Origin of the sequence: Enterobacter sp. PP-008-ECC_S150 (genome assembly GCF_045257065.1) — a bacterium.
Taxonomy (GTDB): domain Bacteria; phylum Pseudomonadota; class Gammaproteobacteria; order Enterobacterales; family Enterobacteriaceae; genus Enterobacter; species Enterobacter chengduensis.
Map to the genome: position 1 here is coordinate 14,343 of NZ_JBJHHG010000014.1, position 18,531 is coordinate 32,873.

Here is an 18,531-nt window from a genome sequence, read left to right on the forward strand (position 1 = left end):
CCTGTATTAGTCAAACTCCAGTTCCACCTGCTCCGAACCAATGAGGCCACGGAGATCGTTCAGTAAACGATCGCTCGGAGAGACACGCCACGTTGCACCAAAGCGCAACCGCGCACGTGCATCCGCCCTCTGATAGTAGAGATGTACTGGAATTGTCCCCGAGCGGTGGGGTTCCAGAGACTGACGGAGTCGGTTTAAAAGCTGGTCATCAATTTGCCTGTCCGTCAGCGAGATAGCAAGCCCGCGAGCATATTTTTCCCGGGCTTCGTCAATGTCCATCACTTCGCGGGCGGTCATTTTAAGCCCCCCACTGAAGTCATCAAAGCTGACCTGTCCGCTGACGATAAGTATGCGGTCTTTTTCCAGCAATTGCTGGTATTTATCCAGCGCGTCGGTGAACAGCATCACCTCCAGACGCCCGGAACGGTCATCCAACGTACAGATGCCGATACGATTGCCGCGCTTGGTGACCATAACCCTTGCGGCAATCACGAGCCCCGCAGCCGTGGTGATTTTACCACGTTCTGTCGGATGCATGTCTTTTAGCCTGTGGCCGCCGACATAGCGCTCAATTTCTTTGATGTACTGGTTGATCGGGTGCCCCGTCAGGTACAAGCCTAACGTCTCACGCTCCCCATCCAGCACCACCTGTTCTGGCCACGGCTGGCAGTTGGAATACGATTGCTCAATCTGCTCCGGCTCTTCCGCCAGCACCCCGAACATATCCGCCTGACCAATGGCTTCCGCTTTTGCGTGCTGATCCGCCGCTTTTAACGCATCGCCAAGAGAGTTCATCAGCGCGGCGCGGTGCGGCCCCAGCCTGTCGAACGCGCCGGACATAATCAGTTTTTCCAGCACGCGGCGGTTCAGCTTTTTGGTATCGGTACGGGCGCACAGATCGAACAGCTCGCGGAAATAGCCGCCGTTGTTACGCGCTTCGATGATCGCCTCGATCGGACCTTCACCCACGCCCTTGATCGCGCCGATCCCGTATACGATCTCTCCGTCATCGTTGACGTGGAAATGGTAGAGGCCTGAGTTAATATCCGGCGGCAGGATCTTCAGCCCCATGCGCCAGCACTCGTCCACCAGGCCCACCACCTTCTCGGTGTTGTCCATATCGGCGGTCATCACTGCCGCCATAAATTCAGCGGGATAGTGCGCCTTCAGCCACAGCGTTTGATACGACACCAAAGCATAGGCGGCGGAGTGGGATTTGTTAAATCCATACCCGGCGAATTTCTCCACCAGGTCGAAGATTTTCATCGCCAGCTCGCCGTCTACGCCGTTTTTCTTCGCCCCGTCTTCAAAGATGGAGCGCTGCTTGGCCATCTCTTCCGGCTTTTTCTTACCCATCGCACGACGCAACATGTCCGCGCCGCCGAGGGTATAGCCGGAAAGCACCTGGGCGATCTGCATAACCTGTTCCTGATACAGGATGATGCCATAGGTTGGCTCCAGTACCGGCTTCAGGCTTTCGTGCTGCCACTGCACGTCCGGATAGGAAATCTCTTCGCGCCCGTGCTTACGGTCGATAAAGTTATCTACCATCCCCGACTGCAGCGGGCCCGGACGGAACAGGGCGACCAGTGCGATCATATCTTCGAAGCAGTCAGGCTGCAGGCGTTTAATCAGATCCTTCATGCCGCGGGATTCAAGCTGGAAGACGGCTGTCGTCTCCGAGCGCTGCAGCATGTCGAAACTTTTCTTGTCGTCCAGGGGGATGGCGGCGATGTCTATCGGCTCAAGGCCCTGCTTTTCCCGGCGCGGGTTGATCATCTTCAGCGCCCAGTCGATGATCGTCAGCGTACGCAGGCCGAGGAAGTCAAACTTCACCAGCCCGGCGTACTCCACGTCGTTCTTATCAAACTGAGTGACCGGATGCTCACCCGCTTCATCGCAGTAGAGCGGCGCGAAGTCGGTAATTTTGGTCGGCGCGATAACCACGCCCCCCGCATGCTTACCGGCGTTACGCGTGACGCCTTCCAGCTTGCGCGCCATGTCGATCAGCGCTTTGACCTCTTCGTCCGCTTCGTAGATTTCAGGCAGCTGAGGTTCGGCCTCAAAGGCTTTTGCCAGCGTCATGCCCGGATCGGGCGGCACCAGTTTAGAGATGCGATCGACAAAACCGTACGGGTGGCCCAGCACGCGGCCCACGTCGCGGATAACCGCTTTCGCCGCCATGGTACCGAACGTAATGATCTGCGATACCGCGTCACGACCGTACATATCGGCCACGTGCTCGATCACCTGGTCGCGTTTCTCCATGCAGAAGTCGACGTCGAAGTCGGGCATGGAAACACGTTCCGGGTTGAGGAAACGTTCGAACAGCAGGTCGAATTCCAGCGGATCGAGGTCGGTGATTTTCAGCGCATACGCCACCAGCGAGCCCGCACCGGAGCCACGGCCCGGTCCGACCGGTACGCCGTTATCCTTCGACCACTGGATAAACTCCATTACGATCAGGAAGTAGCCCGGGAAGCCCATCTGGTTGATAACCTGGAGTTCAATGTCCAGGCGTTCGTCATATTCAGGACGACGCTTTTTACGCTCTTCTTCATCCGGGAAGAGGAATTCGAGACGTTCTTCCAGACCTTCCTTCGATTTCACGACCAGGAAATCTTCCGTGGTCATGTCACCCGTCGGGAACTGCGGCAGGAAGTATTCGCCGAGGCGCACGGTAACGTTACAGCGCCTGGCAATCTCTACGCTGTTTTCCAGCGCTTCGGGAATATCGGAGAAGAGTTCACACATCTCCTCCTCGCTGCGCATGTACTGCTGAGCGGAGTAGTTACGCGGCCGTTTCGGGTCGTCGAGCGTAAAGCCATCGTGGATCGCCACGCGAATTTCGTGCGCGTCAAAATCGCCGGACTCAAGGAAACGCACGTCATTCGTTGCGACGACGGGCAGCCCGCGCTCTTCCGCAAGCGCGACCGCCGCGTGCAGATAGCTCTCTTCGTCCTGGCGACCGGTGCGGATCAACTCAAGATAATAGCGATCCGGGAAGTGTTCTTCATAGAACGAGACGCACTGATCCACCAGCGCGCTGTTGCCGCGCAGCAGGCATTTACCGACGTCACCCATGCGGCCACCGGAGATCAGCAGCAGCCCTTCGTTCAATTCCGCCAGCCAGTCCCGGTCGATCCACGGGCCCAGCGCGCCATAGCCGCGCTGATAGGCTTTTGAGATGAGCAGAGTGAGGTTTTGATAGCCCGTGTTGTTCATCGCCAGCACGGAGATTTGCGTCAGTTCATCGCCGATGAGATCGCTCTGCACATGAAAATCTGCGCCGACGATAGGCTTCATTCCCGCGCCGTGCGCCGTTCCGTAGAACTTCACCAGGCCACACAGGTTGGTAAAATCGGTGATCGCCAGTGCGGGCATGCCAAGAGAGGCCGCCTTTTTTACCAGCGGCCCGGTCTTCGCCAGCCCATCGATCATGGAGTAGTCGCTATGCACCCGCAGGTGTACGAAACGTGGTTCAGCCATCTTCAGATTCCGCGTTACTTAATTGCTTGCGTATTGATTCAGGACACCCGTCCCAGCGCGCGTTTGACCGGGCCAAAACTGCGCCGGTGGTGCTCGGTTGCGCCATGTTCAGCCAGCCTTTCCAGATGGAAAGGCGTAGGATACCCCTTATGCTGGGCGAAACCATACTGAGGGTAAGTGAGGTCCAGCGCGGCCATTTCGGCATCGCGCGTCACTTTGGCAATAATGGACGCTGCGCTAATCTCGGCGACCCGGCTATCGCCTTTCACGACCGCCATTGAAGGCATAGGCAACGCCGGACAGCGGTTGCCGTCAATCAGAACATATTCCGGGGAAATTTTCAGGCCCGCTACCGCACGCTGCATCGCCAGCATCGTGGCATGCAGAATATTCAGCTCGTCGATCTCATGCGGCTCTGCGCGGCCAAGGCTCCAGGCCAGCGCTTTCTCTTTAATTTCATCGAAGAGCGCCAGTCGACGCTTTTCGGACAGTTTTTTGGAGTCGTTCAGCCCAATAATCGGGCGAGCAGGATCGAGGATCACAGCAGCGGTTACGACAGCGCCCACAAGAGGGCCGCGTCCGACTTCGTCCACACCCGCCACAAGGTGGGTGTGAGGGTAAACAAATTCCATCATTTTGCTAACTCCAGCACCGCATCGGCCGCTTGCTCATCAGCGTTACAGCGGATCAGTTGATGCAGTTCGCGGAAGGTATCATGCATCTGGTGGCTGGTTTTACCGTTGGCAAGCAGCGGCAGCAGCGCATCGGCTAACGCCTGCGGCTGGCACTCATCCTGCAACAGCTCTTTCACCAGCTCGCGCCCGGCAAGCAGGTTTGGCAGGGAGACATAATCCGTTTTCACCAGACGTTTTGCCAGCCAGAAGGTGAACGGCTTCATGCGATAGCCAACCACCATCGGGCATTTTGCCAGCATACATTCCAGCGCCGCCGTGCCGGAGGCCAGCAGCGCGGCATCACTCGCATACATCGCTTCCCGACCTTTCCCGTCCAGAAGACGGACGTGGAGATCCGGGGCAACGTCCGCTTTGATCCGCTCAAACTGCTCACGGCGTTTGGCATTCACCAGCGGCACGACCACTTCAAGATCGGGGTAGGTCTGGCGAAGAATCTGCGCGGTTTTCAGGAAATCGGCGCTGAGCATCTCCACTTCTGCACCACGGCTGCCCGGCAGCAAGGCCAGACAGTGCACATCATGGGGAATGCCCAGCGCGTCGCGCGCCGCGTTTTTATCCGGATCCAGCGGCATCGCATCCGCCATGGTATGGCCGATGAAGCGGCACGGAACGTTAAATCTGTCGTAAAACGCTTTTTCGAAAGGTAGAAAAGCCAGCACCAGGTGGGTGGACCGTCCAATTTTGAAAACGCGTTTCTGTCGCCACGCCCAGACGGACGGACTGACGTAGTGAATGGTTTTAATGCCCTGTTTTTTCAGATTGCCTTCGAGGGTAATGTTGAAATCAGGTGCATCGATACCGACAAACACATCGGGCTTGAGCTCGGTAAAGCGACGTGTGAGATCGGCACGGATGTGCAGCAAACGACGCAGGCGCCCAAGCACCTCAACGATGCCCATCACGGCCAGCTCTTCCATTTCGTACCAGGCTTCACAGCCTTCGGCCTGCATCAGCGGCCCAGCAACGCCAACAAAGCGTGCGTTAGGTACACGCGCCTTCAGTGCGCGGATGAGACCGGCACCAAGAATATCGCCGGAGGTTTCTCCGGCGACCAGGGCTATCGTAAGCGGACGACTGTCGACCATTAACGAATCAGACCCCTTGTTGAACGGTCAAAGAACTCCATGAACGCGTTCACTTCCGGGTGCTTATTCGCCAGCTCGGCAATTTCCGGCTTCGCCTCTTCCAGCGTTTTACCGCTACGGTACAGCAGTTTATACGCGTTGCGGATGGCAGTAATCGCTTCGCGGCTAAAACCACGACGCTTGAGGCCTTCGATGTTCACGCCAAACGGCGTGGCATGGTTGCCCTGCGCAATCACATACGGTGGGACGTCCTGCGCCACACCGGAGCATCCGCCAACCATCACGTGCGCACCAATGATGCAGAACTGATGGACTGCGGTCATGCCGCCAATAATTGCGAAGTCATCAACCGATACGTGTCCTGCCAGCGTTGCGTTGTTGGCAAGAATACAGCGGTCACCCACGGTACAGTCGTGCGCGATATGCGCATTCACCATAAACAGGTTATCGCTGCCCACCTTCGTCAACCCACCACCCTGTACTGTTCCACGATGAATGGTGACGCTTTCGCGAATACGGTTACGATCGCCAATTTCCAGACGGGTCGACTCACCAGCATATTTTAAATCCTGGTTAACTTCGCCGATGGAGGCGAACTGATAGATCTCATTATTGCAGCCAATGGTCGTGTGACCATTCACGACAACGTGAGATTTCAGTACTGTACCCTCACCAATTTCGACATGGGGTCCAACAATACAAAACGGGCCAATGTGGACGTTAGCACCAATAATGGCACCGGTTTCCACAATCGCGGTAGGATGAATAAAGGCGGATTTATCAATCACGTATCAGGACTCCCGGCTACGAGCACACATCATCGTCGCTTCGCAAACAACTTTGCCGTCTACCAGCGCTACGCCTTTAAAGCGAGTCAGGCCACGACGCGTTTTTTCAAAAGTGACTTCCATGATCATCTGATCGCCAGGCACGACAGGACGCTTAAAGCGCGCTTCATCAATACCCGCGAAGTAATAAAGCTCACCTGGCTCCAGTTTGCCGACGCTTTTAAACGCCAGAATACCGGTAGCCTGAGCCATTGCTTCCAGAATCAACACACCCGGGAAGATAGGCTTACCAGGGAAGTGACCCTGGAAAAACGGCTCGTTCACGGAAACATTTTTCACTGCGCGCAGAAAACGACCTTCTTCAAAATCCAGCACGCGGTCTACCAGCAGAAACGGGTAGCGGTGCGGCAGAAGTTCTAAAATCTCTTCAATATGCAGAGTATGAGTGTCAGTAGTCAAAATACTCTTCCTGTCAAAATGTACTGATAACAATAATAACACGGCCTGCCGGTTTATTAGAAAGCCGACAGGCCGGGAAAAATAGCGTTAAACGGATGACGCTTAATCTTGTTGATCGATCTTACGCTCAAGAGACTTGAGGCGCTTGCTCATATCATCAATGTTCATCACCAGAGCTGCTGTTTTACGCCATACCTTGTTGGGTTGGAGCGGAATGCCGGAGGAATAGACGCCAGGTTCAGTGATAGGACGCATAACCATGCCCATGCCCGTCACTGTGACCTTGTCGCATATTTCCATATGACCATTAATCACGCTCGCACCGCCAATCATGCAATAACGGCCAATTTTCAGGCTGCCAGCCATGATGACGCCACCCGCAACTGCGGTATTGTCGCCAATCACAACGTTATGCGCAATCTGGCACTGGTTATCGATGATAACACCATTGCCAATGATCGTGTCATCAAGCGCGCCACGGTCAATGGTGGTGCAGGCGCCGATCTCTACGCGATCGCCAATAATAACGCGACCAAGCTGCGGGATCTTCACCCAGTTACCGCGATCGTTAGCGTAACCAAAGCCGTCAGAACCGATCACGGTGCTGGACTGGACGAGGCAATTTTCGCCAATTTCAACGTCATGATAAACGGACACATTGGCCCATAAACGGGTCCCGGCGCCGATTTTCGTATTTTTCCCAACGAAGCAACCTGGGCCAATAACGACGTTATCGCCCAGCACAACGCCGGACTCGATAACCGCATTCGCGCCAACGGCGACGTTGCTACCCAGCGTTGCCGTCGCATCAATCGCTGCACTGGCAGCAATGTCCTGCGCCGGCTGCGGCGTGGTATCAAGAATTTGAGCCATGCGTGCATACGTCAGGTAGGGATTTTTCACTACCAGCGCGCTTACAGTGGCAAATGGGAGGTCGTCCTGCGTCAGAACAACCGCTGACGCCTGGCATTGAGCCAGTTGCTCACGGTACTTAGGGCTTACCATGAAGGTAATCGTGCCAGCTTTAGCAGATTGCATGGACGCAACAGCGGTGATGACGATATCGCCATCACCGTGTAATTCTGCATCCAACTGCTGAGCTAAATCAGCCAGTCGAATTGAAGGCATTACTTATTTAACCTGTTTCAGAACATCAGCAGTGATGTCTTTAACATCTTTGCTGTTATAAGCAACGGCGTTCGCATCTACAACCAGATCGATGCTCTGATCGGCAGCCACTGCCTTAACAGCGGTCTGAATGCGAGTCACCAGCTTGCCGCGTTCTTCGTTAGAACGACGCTGACGATCCTGCTCGAAAGCCTGCGCTTTCTGGGAGAACGTCTGGCGCTGAGCCATTACGTCTTTTTCCAGCTTGCTGCGGTCGCTTGCTTTCATGGTAGAACCATCACGCTGCAGACGCTGCATTTTGGACTGAAGATCGTTTTCCATACCCTGCAGTTCGCTTGCACGGCCTTTGAATTCGTTTTCCAGAGTCGCAGAAACACCAGTCTTCTGTGCAACCTGCTGGAACAAATTACCCATGTTGACGATTGCAATTTTGTCTGCTGCCTGAGCAGAAGTTGCCATCGCTAAACCGAGACCTGCAGCTAATAACCACTTTTTCACAATTAACTCCTTACCATCCCATTGGCACCAGAAGGTACCGTTCTTTGCGTGGCAAGGCGACCGTGTTACCGATCGCCAGTTGTCAGCGCTACACTGCCAACGCATTCCTTTGCCGCGGATTATTACCAGGTTTTACCAATGTTAAACTGGAATTGCTCCGACTTATCTCCATCATATTTCTTAAACGGCTGGGCGTAAGAGAAGACCAACGGCCCCAGCGGTGACATCCATTGTAATGCGATACCGGCAGACATGCGAATATTGCTCGGATCGCTGTAGTCTGGAACGCCAGCATCACGCATCTGGGCGGTATTCTGCCAGTTGGTATCCCACACGGTACCCGCATCCCAGAAGAAGGAGGTACGAACCGAGTTCGCGTATTTATCGCTGATAAATGGCGTTGGGGTGATGAACTCCAGACTGGCAACGGCCATGGCGTTACCGCCCACCGCGTCATTGGAGCTACAGACCTCAGAAGACGAGGATTTGTTACAGTTATCCTTGTCGTTACCACCGTAATAGACCGCTTTCGGACCAATGTTGTTGGACTGGAAGCCACGCACGGTACTGGAACCACCGGCATAGAAGTTTTCATAGAACGGCAGTTCTTTGCCGCCTAAACCATCGCCATAGCCCCAGCGGGTACGACCCAGCACTACCCACTTATGATCGTCATCGATCGGGAAGTAGGACGCGGTATCCAGCGTCACCTTGTAGAACTCGTTATCGGAGCCCGGCACGGTCACTTTACCGTTCAGGTTGACGCGAGAACCTTCCGTTGGGAAGTAGCCACGGTCGAGACGGTTATAGGTCCAGCCGTAGTTAAAGGTGAAGTCATCCGCCGCGAAGCCGTTGTTATGACCATCTTTGCTGGTTGACTGACCAATAGAGTCCAGATAACGCCACATCGCCACCTGCGGTTGCATGTTGGACAGGTCGTTATGCACGTAACCTAAGCCCGCACGCAGGGTGTTGTATTCATTAACCGGGAAGCCAAGCGTACCGTCTACACCGTAACTCTTGTTGGTGTAGGAAGACAGATCCGCGTCGTCTGCTTTAAAGTCGTTATAGAAGATACGACCGCCCAGGCTCACACCGTCAACGGTGAAGTATGGGTTAGTGACAGAGAACTCAGAATAGGTCTGGTAGTCGTTTTTGGTGCCGTTAATCCCGACAGAGTAACCCGTACCCAGCCAGTTATCCTGCTGCACGCCGACCTGGAAGCTGACGCCGCTTTCCGTACCGTAGCCCACACCGAAGTTGAAGCTACCGGTGTTGCGCTCTTTCACTTTATAGACGACATCAACCTGATCCGGGCTGCCCGGTACACGCTGGGTATCGGTATCCACCGTTTCAAAATAGCCCAGACGGTTCAGACGCTCTTTACCCTGATCAACGAGGTCGCTCCCCAACCATGCCCCTTCCATCTGACGCATTTCGCGACGCAGAACGGAGTCTTTGGAGGTGTCGTTACCGACGAAGCGGATCTTACGCACGTAGAAACGGTTGCCCGCATCCACATTCACGTGCAGCTTAACGGTTTTATCCGCGTCGTTAATTTCCGGCTGCGTCTGTACGCGCGGGTAGGCATAACCATAGCGGCCGAGCAGCTTCTTAATGCTGTCTTCCATTTTGGTCACTTTGGAACCGCTATACAGTTCGCCTGGCTGAATTTTGGTCAGCGATTCGATTTCCGCAGAATGTCCGGCCAGGTTACCACTCACTTCAACACCCGAAAGCTTGTACTGATCGCCTTCAGTGATGTTAACCGTAATGTAGATGCCTTTCTTGTCCGGAGTCAGACTGACCTGAGTCGAGTCGATATTGAAACGCGCATAGCCACGATCGAGATAGTAGCTGCGCAGGGTTTCAAGGTCGCCCGCCAGTTTCTGCTTCTGGTATTTGCGATCGCCCACCACGTTCCACCACGGCACTTCGTCGCGCAGCTGGAAGGTGGAGATCAGTTCGTCGGTGCTGAACGCGTGGTTACCAACAATGTTGATCTGCTGGATCTTCGCAGAAACACCTTCCTGGAAGACCAGCTTCAGGTCAACACGGTTACGCGGCAGCGGAGTGACAACCGCTTTCACGCTGGCGCTGTATTTACCGACGCTGTAGTAGAAGTCTTCCAGACCTTTTTCAATGTCTGAAAGGGTTGTGCGGTCCAGGGATTCCCCCACACGAACACCGGATGCTTCAAGGTTCTGCTTGAGCATGTCATCTTTCACCGACTTGTTGCCGGAGAAAGTGATACTGGCGATCGTTGGACGTTCTTTTACCTGTACCAGCAGCGTATCACCATCGCGCAGGACGCGGACATCCTCGAAGTTGCCGGTGGCAAACAGAGCACGGATGGTGTTACTGATATCATCATCATTAACCGTATCGCCGGGGCGCACAGGCATACTGAGGAGGGCCGCACCAACGGCGACACGCTGAAGGCCTTCGAAATGAATGTCTTTCACTACGAACCCGTCAGCACCGTATACGGTGGCGCTGCTAAACAGCAGCGACGCTATGAGCAACTTTTTCATCGCCATCGTTATTATGCGTTCTTCCTAACTAACTCTCTTACAACCGAGAGAAATCATTGAAAAGTGCAAGCCCCATTAACAGCACCAGCAAAATCGAGCCAATGCGATAACTAAAGTCTTGAACTCGCTCGGATACCGGTCCGCCTTTCAGCTTTTCAATCGCTAAAAACAGCAGATGACCCCCGTCTAAAACGGGAAGCGGGAACAGGTTGATTATCCCAAGGTTCACGCTAATGAGCGCGAGGAACATGAGATAGTAAATCGCCCCGAACTCCGCTGACATCCCAGCCCCCTGAGCAATCGAAATTGGCCCACTGAGGTTGTTCAGTTTCACATCACCGGTTATCAATTTCCCCAACATGTTGACCGTCAGCTTCATCAGTTGCCATGTTTTATCCGTGGCTTCAAGGATGGCGCTGAACGGCCCATACTGGCGTATTGTCTTGTACTCATCTGGCAGCGGGATCACTTTTGGCACCACGCCTGCAAACCCTTCTGCCTTTTTGCCGACCGACTTCGTATCCGGGATCAGCGTCAGCGAAAGCGGACTGCCCTGCCTTTCAACTTCCAGCGCGAGAGACGTTCCCGGATTATCACGCACCAGAGTAACAAAGGTCATCCACTCTGTTAATGGTTGACCATCGACTTTAACGATCCTGTCGCCCGCTTGCAAACCCGCTTTGCTCGCCGCCGAATTGGCCTGGACTTCGGCTAATACCGGCTCGATTTGCGGGCCGCGTGGACGAATGCCCAGCGCAGCGACGGGATCCTCTTTGTCTGGTTCGAAACGCCAGTGACGTAAATCGAGTACTTTGTCCTGACGCGCATCTGAACCAAACGGCGATACGCTGATGGTGGTCTGCGGATCGCCGATTTTGGCTACCAGCTGCAGTCGCACGGCATCCCAATCAGGGGTTTCGATGCCATCAATCGCTTTAAGTTCCATCCCGGATGTAATTTGCGCACTCGCCGCGATAGAGTTGGGCGCAATTTCACCCACTACCGGACGAACGCCAGGGACGCCGATGATAAACACCAGCCAGTAAGCGAAAATCGCAAAGATGAAGTTGGCTACCGGTCCGGCAGCAATGATGGCGGCGCGTTGTCCAACGGTTTTATTGTTGAATGCGCTGTGTCGCAGCTCTGGCGCGACGGGCTCGACGCGTTCGTCGAGCATTTTGACGTAGCCGCCCAGCGGAATAAGGGCGATGACAAATTCCGTGCCGTGACGGTCGGTGCGCGTCCAGAGTGATTTACCAAAACCGATGGAAAACCGCTCTACGCGCACGCCACAGCGGCGAGCAACCCAGAAATGGCCAAATTCATGCACGGTAATCAGTACACCCAGTGCAACAATGAACGCCGCCAGATTCCAGAGAATGCTCAGCATAAAACCTTCCGTTAAATCGTCCCGAATACCAGTAAAAGCAAACACGCAAACACGGGAACAGCCGCTGTCAGGCTATCAATGCGATCCAGTATGCCGCCATGCCCTGGAATCAGGTGTCCGCTGTCCTTAATCCCTGCTTCACGCTTAAACATACTTTCGGTTAAATCACCGAGCACGGAGGCAAGCGCAGCAAAAATCGAGCACACCAGCAGTATTGACGGTGCCACTTCAAGATTCGCCCAGACGCCGTAGCCCCAGGAGATGATCGCTGCCGTAAACAGGCCGCCGATGAATCCTTGCCAGGTTTTGCCCGGAGAAACCTTCGGCGCCAGCTTATGTTTGCCGAACAGTTTACCAAACATATAGGCCCCGGAGTCAGCCCCCCAGACCAGAATCATCACATAAAGCAGCCAGATCGCACCGCTGTAGTGATTTTCATCGTAGTGCCAGGCGCGCAGCGCAACCATACCCCAGAAAAAAGGAATAATTGTGAGCAAACCGAAAATCAGTCGCAGCACTTTTGAGTGACGCCACAAAGCCGCTGAGCCTGGATAAAAAAGAACCAGCAACAGCGCCGCCACCCACCAGGCCAGCGATATCCACAAGGAACCGGCGACCAGCGGCTGATGAATATCATGATGATATTCAGGCAGCGTAAACAGCATTATGGCCAGGATAAAGCCACAAAGTACCGCAAGCCATACTCGCTGAGAGCGCGAGGTAAAGCCGCTAAACTGTCCCCATTCCCACGCGGCGAGCATGCACACCACCAGCGTGACAATCGCGAATCCCACTGGGGGCAGTAAAAACAGCGCCGCAATGACAATGGGTATTAATACAAAAGCGGAAATCAGGCGATACTTCAGCAAAAGCTACCCCCATCAGGCTTTGTCGCCACCAGGCTCGGTGCCGCCGAAACGACGCTCTCGATTGGCAAAGGCATGCAGCGCACCTTCAAAGTCTTGTTCATCAAAATCGGGCCAAAGAACATCCGTAAAGTAAAGTTCGGCATAGGCAATCTGCCATATCAAAAAGTTACTTATGCGATGTTCCCCCCCTGTCCTAATTACCAAATCCACAGGCGCCTGTTCATTCATGCAGATTTGCTTGCTCAGCGCCTCTTCATCAATTTGGTCGGGTCTCAACAGCCCTTCCTGAACCTGTTCGGCCAGATGCCGAACGCCCTGGATAATATCCCAGCGTCCACCGTAATTCGCCGCAATATTCAGCGTCAGACCGGTATTATTTTCCGTCAGCGCCTCTGCTTTACGAATCCGTTCCTGCAAACGTGAGTTAAAACGACTGGTATCGCCAATGATGCGCAGGCGGACGTTGTGGCGGTGCAGGCTTTTTACTTCGCTGTCTAGCGCCCACACAAACAGCTCCATCAACGCAGTCACTTCCTGCAGCGGTCGATTCCAGTTTTCACTGCTAAAAGCATAGAGCGTTAACGCATCAATGCCGTTGTTGGCGGCAAAAGAAACGGCGCGGCGAACGGATTTCGCCCCCGCTTTATGCCCAAAGGCTCGTATCTTCCCTTGTCTTTTCGCCCAGCGGCCATTGCCATCCATAATGATTGCTACATGACGGCAGCCATGAGCTGGCAAATTTTCGCTTATTGGTTGATTCGCAGACAACATAACGCGTTTTTTGTCCCTGAAAAGGATTTAACGGTACTCAGGAATACTGAAGCCTATACATAAAAAAGCCGTGTCAAACCACGGCTCACCTGACCACATTAAGTCAAATACCTGCGATCAGGTGGCGCAGACTATATCACTGAAGCCCAACGCTAACAAATAGCACGACGACTAGTGCTTGCTTTATCACCAGCTTGCGAGGCGTGTCACCTGTTGGCGCGCAATATTACGCGCAGCTGCATCCACCGCCAGCACCTCTTCCACGCTTTGTGGTTCGCGCAAATCCATCTTCTCCAGTACCGATAAATTTAACGACGCGATATCGGTAAATCGAATTTGCTGATTCAGAAATGCTTCAACGGTAATTTCATTGGCTGCATTAAGTGCCGTCGTTGCCGCCTGCCCCTGGTCAAAAGCATTCATCGCAAGCTTCAGACACGGATAGCGGTCATAGTCTGGTTCACTGAACGTCAGGGAACTTAGCTTGCAGAAATCGAGCGGCTTCACGCCGGATTTCACTCGATTTGGCCACGCCATGGAATGGGCAATCGGCGTACGCATGTCCGGCTCGCCCAACTGTGCCAGCACGCTGCCATCCTGATAACGCACCATCGAGTGAATCACCGATTGCGGGTGAATCAGTACTTCCATCTGTTTCGCTGACGCATTAAACAGCCAGCGCGCTTCAATGTATTCCAGACCTTTGTTCATCATGGTGGCAGAATCAACGGAGATTTTACGCCCCATCGACCAGTTCGGATGACGGCACGCCTGATCCGGCGTCATGGCGCGCAGTTCAGACAGTGGCGTTTCACGAAACGGGCCACCAGACCCGGTTAGCAGAATAGACACTACGCCATTCTGCTCCAGGTCAGCGTACCCCAGGTTCTGCTGAAAAGGTTGCGGTAAACTCTGAAAAATCGCGTTGTGTTCGCTGTCGACCGGCAAAAGGCGCGCGCCGCGCTGCTTCACCGCATCCATAAAGAGACGTCCACAGGTGACCAGCGACTCTTTATTGGCCAGCAGAACATCCTTACCGGCATCAATCGCGGCAAGCGTCGGCAATAATCCTGCCGCCCCGACGATAGCCGCCATCACCTGATCCACCTCATCCAGCGCCGCCATCTCGCAGGCTGCCTGTTGGCCACTCAGCACTTCGGTTCGGCTGCCCTTCTCAAGCAGCTGTGCTTTCAGCAGGCGTGCGCTCTCTTCGTCATCCATCACCGCGTAGCGAGGCGCAAACTCCAGGCACTGCTCGACCATTCGCTGCACATTCTTACCGGCCACCAGCGCTGTCACGGTGTAAAGTTCAGGATTATGGCGAACAACGTCGAGAGTGCTGCAACCGATAGAGCCGGTTGAGCCGAGGAGTGTTAAATGCTTCATGAGATGCCCGAAAAAGTTAGACCAGATAAAAGCAAAACGCCGCCAGCAAGACCCAAAGTCCCTCTGAACGGCGTTTATCAGTGTACGATAGAAATCAGAACTGCATCAGTTCCGCTTCTTTGTCTGCCAGCGCCGCATCAATTTTCTTGATGGCCGCGTCGGTCATTTTCTGAATGTCGTCCTGAGAACGACGATCGTCATCTTCACTGATCTCTTTTTCTTTCAGCAGCGCTTTTACTTTATCGTTCGCGTCACGACGGACGTTACGCACGGATACACGACCCTGCTCAGCTTCGCCACGCACGACTTTGATCAGATCTTTACGACGCTCTTCCGTCAGCGGAGGCAGCGGAACGCGGATGTCAGAACCCGCAGAGCTTGGGTTCAGACCGAGGTCAGAGGCCATGATCGCTTTCTCAACCGCCGGGCTCATAGAGCGATCGAACACGTTGATTTTCAGCGTACGGGTATCTTCTACCGTCACGCTCGCCAGCTGACGCAGCGGGGTTGGCGTACCGTAGTATTCTACGATGATGCCATCCAGCAGGCTTGGGGAAGCACGGCCGGTACGGATTTTGCTGATTTGGGTTTTGAACGCTTCTACGCATTTTTCCATGCGTACTTCAGCATCTTTTCTGATGTCGTTAATCACGTTACGAATCCTTGAAAACTTGTCTCAGGCAGACTATCCGCCAGCACAGCGCTACAGGTGTGCTAAGTATAGTCGCGTTTAATTCATGACAACGCCAAAGGCGCGCCCGGGTAAGATACCACTACAAAATAAAGCGGAATCTTACCTGTATTTATCGTCAACGGAAATTATTCCGTGATCAAAGTGCCTTCTTTTTCGCCCATGACTACGCGACGCAGAGCGCCAGGTTTATTCATGTTGAAGACACGGATCGGCAGTTTGTGGTCGCGAGCCAGCGTGAAGGCGGCAAGATCCATCACTTTCAGCTCTTTATCCAGCACTTCGCTGTAGCTCAGCTGATCGTACATGGTGGCAGAAGGATCTTTTGCCGGGTCGGCAGTAAACACGCCGTCTACTTTAGTCGCTTTCAGAACCACATCGGCTTCGATCTCGATACCGCGCAGGCAGGCAGCGGAATCGGTCGTAAAGAACGGGTTACCCGTACCGGCGGAGAGGATCACCACGCGGTTGTTGCGCAGCAGGCTGATGGCTTCTGCCCAGCTGTAATTATCGCAAACGCCATTCAGGGGGATCGCGGACATCAGGCGGGCGTTCACATAGGCGCGATGCAGCGCGTCACGCATTGCCAGGCCATTCATAACGGTGGCCAGCATACCCATGTGGTCGCCCACAACGCGGTTCATCCCCGCTTTCGCCAGACCAGCGCCACGGAAAAGGTTGCCACCGCCAATGACCACGCCAACCTGGATACCCAGTTCGACCAGTTCTTTGATTTCCTGTGCCATGCGATCAAGGATGCTTGCGTCAATACCGAAGCCTTCCGATCCCTGCAGCGCTTCGCCACTCAGCTTAAGCAGAATGCGTTTGTACACGGGTTTTGCATTGGTAGCCATGTTTCTTTCCTGAGACTGTCAACGATTAAGATGGGGGTTAATTCTGGCGACATGATATGCCGCAAATCAGCACAGCGATACTGGAGCCTGTCTGATTTCCTGTGACGGGTGACAAAAAGAAGCCGCCCTCAGGCGGCTCCTTTTCAATCATTAAGACTGCTTGGACATTGCAGCAACTTCTGCTGCGAAGTCAGTCTCAACTTTCTCGATGCCTTCGCCCACTTCGAAGCGGATGAAGCCAGTTACGTCAGCGTTGTGCTCTTTCAGCAGCTGAGCAACAGACTTGCTTGGGTCCATTACGAATGGCTGGCCAGTCAGAGAAACTTCGCCGGTGAATTTCTTCATGCGGCCTTCAACCATTTTCTCTGCGATTTCTTTTGGCTTACCAGACTGCATCGCGATGTCCAGCTGAACCTGGTACTCTTTTTCTACCACTTCAGCAGATACGTCTTCTGGCTTAACGAATTCTGGTTTGCTTGCAGCGATGTGCATTGCCAGCTGTTTAACCAGCTCTTCGTCAGCGCCTTTAGCCGCAACCAGAACACCGATACGTGCACCGTGCTGGTAAGAGCCCAGAACGTCGCCTTCCAGAGAAGCAACGCGACGGATGTTGATGTTCTCACCGATTTTAGCAACCAGCGCAACACGTTCTTCTTCGAACTGTGCTTTCAGAACTTCAACGTCAGTGATTTTGCCAGCAACAGCTGCGTCCAGAACTTTGTTCGCAAATGCCTGGAAACCACCATCTTTAGCAACGAAGTCAGTCTGGCAGTTAACTTCCAGAATGATGCCGTAGGTGCCGTCGATTTTAGTGATGATCACGCCGTCAGCAGCAACGTTGCCTGCTTTTTTAGCTGCTTTGATCGCACCGGATTTACGCATGTTTTCGATTGCCAGCTCGATGTCGCCGTTCGCTTCAGTCAGCGCTTTTTTGCAATCCATCATGCCTGCGCCAGTACGCTCGCGCAGCTCTTTTACCAGGGATGCGGTAATTTCAGCCATTCTTAAATCCTCGGGAGATGTGAACTGCCCGGCCGGGGCCAAACAGTGTAAATTGAAAAAAGGGGCCGGTAATGGGCCCCTATTCATACACGGTACTAATAAGGGGTAAAACCTTATTATTCAGCTTCTACGAAGCTTTCTTCCGCCTGAGAAGCCAGATCCTGGGAACGGCCTTCACGAACGGTAGCAGCTACAGCGCTCAGGTACAGGCTAACAGCACGGATTGCGTCGTCGTTACCCGGGATAACGAAGTCAACACCGTCCGGATCGGAGTTGGTATCAACGATAGCGAATACCGGGATACCCAGGTTGTTAGCTTCTTTGATTGCGATGTGCTCGTGGTCTGCATCGATTACGAACAGCGCGTCTGGCAGGCCGCCCATATCTTTGATACCGCCCAGGCTGTTTTCCAGCTTGTCCAGTTCACGGGTGCGCATCAGCGCTTCTTTCTTAGTCAGCTTGTCGAAAGTACCGTCCTGAGACTGGGTTTCCAGATCTTTCAGGCGTTTGATGGACTGACGAACAGTTTTCCAGTTGGTCAGCATGCCGCCCAACCAGCGATGGTTCACGAAGAACTGGTCGCAGCTGTTAGCAGCATCTTTCACAGCTTCGCTTGCAGCGCGCTTAGTACCAACGAACAGAATCTTACCTTTACGGGAAGCGATCTTGTTCAGCTCAGCCAGGGCTTCGTTGAACATTGGTACAGTTTTCTCAAGGTTGATGATGTGAACTTTGTTACGCGCGCCGAAGATGAAAGGCTTCATTTTCGGGTTCCAGTAACGGGTCTGGTGACCAAAGTGAACACCAGCCTTGAGCATGTCGCGCATGGAAACAGTTGCCATGTTTAAAACCTCTATATTGAAAGTTGGGGTTATGCCTCCACGTATCCCAT

The 18,531-nt window shown here is 53.9% G+C and carries 16 protein-coding genes; all 16 read right to left on the reverse strand.

The genetic code is table 11. The features are described 5' to 3' along the window. Positions 1-6: 6 nt before the first annotated feature. On the reverse strand, positions 7-3,489 hold the full coding sequence (gene dnaE, locus ACJBF3_RS15745) for a DNA polymerase III subunit alpha (RefSeq protein WP_045327825.1): 3,483 nt from the start codon (positions 3,487-3,489) through the stop codon (positions 7-9). Between the two features lie 38 nt (positions 3,490-3,527). Continuing rightward, entirely contained in the window at positions 3,528-4,124 is a 597-nt protein-coding gene (gene rnhB / locus ACJBF3_RS15750; RefSeq protein WP_045327822.1) for a ribonuclease HII, read from the reverse strand. Beyond that, positions 4,121-5,269: a lipid-A-disaccharide synthase gene (gene lpxB / locus ACJBF3_RS15755; RefSeq protein ID WP_045327821.1), complete on the reverse strand. Its 1,149-nt coding sequence runs from the start codon at positions 5,267-5,269 to the stop codon at positions 4,121-4,123. Before lpxB ends, rnhB begins: the two co-directional genes overlap by 4 nt. Then, complete coding sequence (gene lpxA, locus ACJBF3_RS15760) at positions 5,269-6,057, reverse strand: acyl-ACP--UDP-N-acetylglucosamine O-acyltransferase (protein ID WP_023310462.1); 789 nt, start codon at positions 6,055-6,057, stop codon at positions 5,269-5,271. Before lpxA ends, lpxB begins: the two co-directional genes overlap by 1 nt. A 3-nt stretch (positions 6,058-6,060) precedes the next feature. Further along, positions 6,061-6,516 (reverse strand): 3-hydroxyacyl-ACP dehydratase FabZ, encoded by a 456-nt coding sequence (gene fabZ / locus ACJBF3_RS15765; protein ID WP_010426706.1) that lies wholly within the window; start codon positions 6,514-6,516, stop codon positions 6,061-6,063. A 102-nt stretch (positions 6,517-6,618) separates the two neighbouring features. Then, positions 6,619-7,644, reverse strand: coding sequence for a UDP-3-O-(3-hydroxymyristoyl)glucosamine N-acyltransferase (gene lpxD, locus ACJBF3_RS15770; protein ID WP_045327820.1), 1,026 nt, complete (start codon positions 7,642-7,644; stop codon positions 6,619-6,621). Between the two features lie 3 nt (positions 7,645-7,647). Beyond that, on the reverse strand, positions 7,648-8,142 hold the full coding sequence (gene skp, locus ACJBF3_RS15775; protein ID WP_032644135.1) for a molecular chaperone Skp: 495 nt from the start codon (positions 8,140-8,142) through the stop codon (positions 7,648-7,650). Positions 8,143-8,264: 122 nt separating this feature from the next. Further along, positions 8,265-10,682, reverse strand: coding sequence for an outer membrane protein assembly factor BamA (gene bamA / locus ACJBF3_RS15780; RefSeq protein WP_045327819.1), 2,418 nt, complete (start codon positions 10,680-10,682; stop codon positions 8,265-8,267). A 31-nt stretch (positions 10,683-10,713) separates the two neighbouring features. Next, the gene (gene rseP / locus ACJBF3_RS15785) at positions 10,714-12,066 is read right to left on the reverse strand and encodes a sigma E protease regulator RseP (protein ID WP_032644133.1); all 1,353 of its coding nucleotides are present in this window, start codon (positions 12,064-12,066) and stop codon (positions 10,714-10,716) included. 11 nt (positions 12,067-12,077) lie between these two features. Then, positions 12,078-12,935 (reverse strand): phosphatidate cytidylyltransferase, encoded by an 858-nt coding sequence (gene cdsA / locus ACJBF3_RS15790; RefSeq protein WP_047716626.1) that lies wholly within the window; start codon positions 12,933-12,935, stop codon positions 12,078-12,080. A gap of 12 nt (positions 12,936-12,947) precedes the next feature. After that, positions 12,948-13,706 carry a (2E,6E)-farnesyl-diphosphate-specific ditrans,polycis-undecaprenyl-diphosphate synthase gene (gene ispU / locus ACJBF3_RS15795; protein WP_024907522.1) on the reverse strand — a complete coding sequence of 253 codons (759 nt, stop codon included), beginning with the start codon at positions 13,704-13,706 and terminating at the stop codon, positions 12,948-12,950. 186 nt (positions 13,707-13,892) lie between these two features. Beyond that, positions 13,893-15,092: a 1-deoxy-D-xylulose-5-phosphate reductoisomerase gene (gene ispC, locus ACJBF3_RS15800; protein WP_045327813.1), complete on the reverse strand. Its 1,200-nt coding sequence runs from the start codon at positions 15,090-15,092 to the stop codon at positions 13,893-13,895. A 94-nt stretch (positions 15,093-15,186) separates the two neighbouring features. Beyond that, on the reverse strand, positions 15,187-15,744 hold the full coding sequence (gene frr, locus ACJBF3_RS15805; protein ID WP_014882629.1) for a ribosome recycling factor: 558 nt from the start codon (positions 15,742-15,744) through the stop codon (positions 15,187-15,189). Between the two features lie 167 nt (positions 15,745-15,911). Beyond that, positions 15,912-16,637 carry a UMP kinase gene (gene pyrH / locus ACJBF3_RS15810; protein ID WP_008501910.1) on the reverse strand — a complete coding sequence of 242 codons (726 nt, stop codon included), beginning with the start codon at positions 16,635-16,637 and terminating at the stop codon, positions 15,912-15,914. Positions 16,638-16,787: 150 nt separating this feature from the next. Continuing rightward, entirely contained in the window at positions 16,788-17,639 is an 852-nt protein-coding gene (gene tsf / locus ACJBF3_RS15815) for a translation elongation factor Ts (protein ID WP_014830708.1), read from the reverse strand. A gap of 116 nt (positions 17,640-17,755) precedes the next feature. Beyond that, entirely contained in the window at positions 17,756-18,481 is a 726-nt protein-coding gene (gene rpsB / locus ACJBF3_RS15820; protein WP_013095653.1) for a 30S ribosomal protein S2, read from the reverse strand. Between the last annotated feature and the right edge of the window lie 50 nt (positions 18,482-18,531).

Excerpts from the sequence above, each read along its gene's own strand:
- bamA (WP_045327819.1), bottom strand. The coding sequence starts at position 10,682 with ATGGCGATGAAAAAGTTGCTCATAGCGTCGCTGCTGTTTAGCAGCGCC.
- rseP (WP_032644133.1), bottom strand. The coding sequence starts at position 12,066 with ATGCTGAGCATTCTCTGGAATCTGGCGGCGTTCATTGTTGCACTGGGT.
- dnaE (WP_045327825.1), bottom strand. The coding sequence starts at position 3,489 with ATGGCTGAACCACGTTTCGTACACCTGCGGGTGCATAGCGACTACTCC.
- rnhB (WP_045327822.1), bottom strand. The coding sequence starts at position 4,124 with ATGATGGAATTTGTTTACCCTCACACCCACCTTGTGGCGGGTGTGGAC.
- ispC (WP_045327813.1), bottom strand. The coding sequence starts at position 15,092 with ATGAAGCATTTAACACTCCTCGGCTCAACCGGCTCTATCGGTTGCAGC.
- lpxB (WP_045327821.1), bottom strand. The coding sequence starts at position 5,269 with ATGGTCGACAGTCGTCCGCTTACGATAGCCCTGGTCGCCGGAGAAACC.
- tsf (WP_014830708.1), bottom strand. The coding sequence starts at position 17,639 with ATGGCTGAAATTACCGCATCCCTGGTAAAAGAGCTGCGCGAGCGTACT.
- pyrH (WP_008501910.1), bottom strand. The coding sequence starts at position 16,637 with ATGGCTACCAATGCAAAACCCGTGTACAAACGCATTCTGCTTAAGCTG.
- ispU (WP_024907522.1), bottom strand. The coding sequence starts at position 13,706 with ATGTTGTCTGCGAATCAACCAATAAGCGAAAATTTGCCAGCTCATGGC.
- lpxD (WP_045327820.1), bottom strand. The coding sequence starts at position 7,644 with ATGCCTTCAATTCGACTGGCTGATTTAGCTCAGCAGTTGGATGCAGAA.
- rpsB (WP_013095653.1), bottom strand. The coding sequence starts at position 18,481 with ATGGCAACTGTTTCCATGCGCGACATGCTCAAGGCTGGTGTTCACTTT.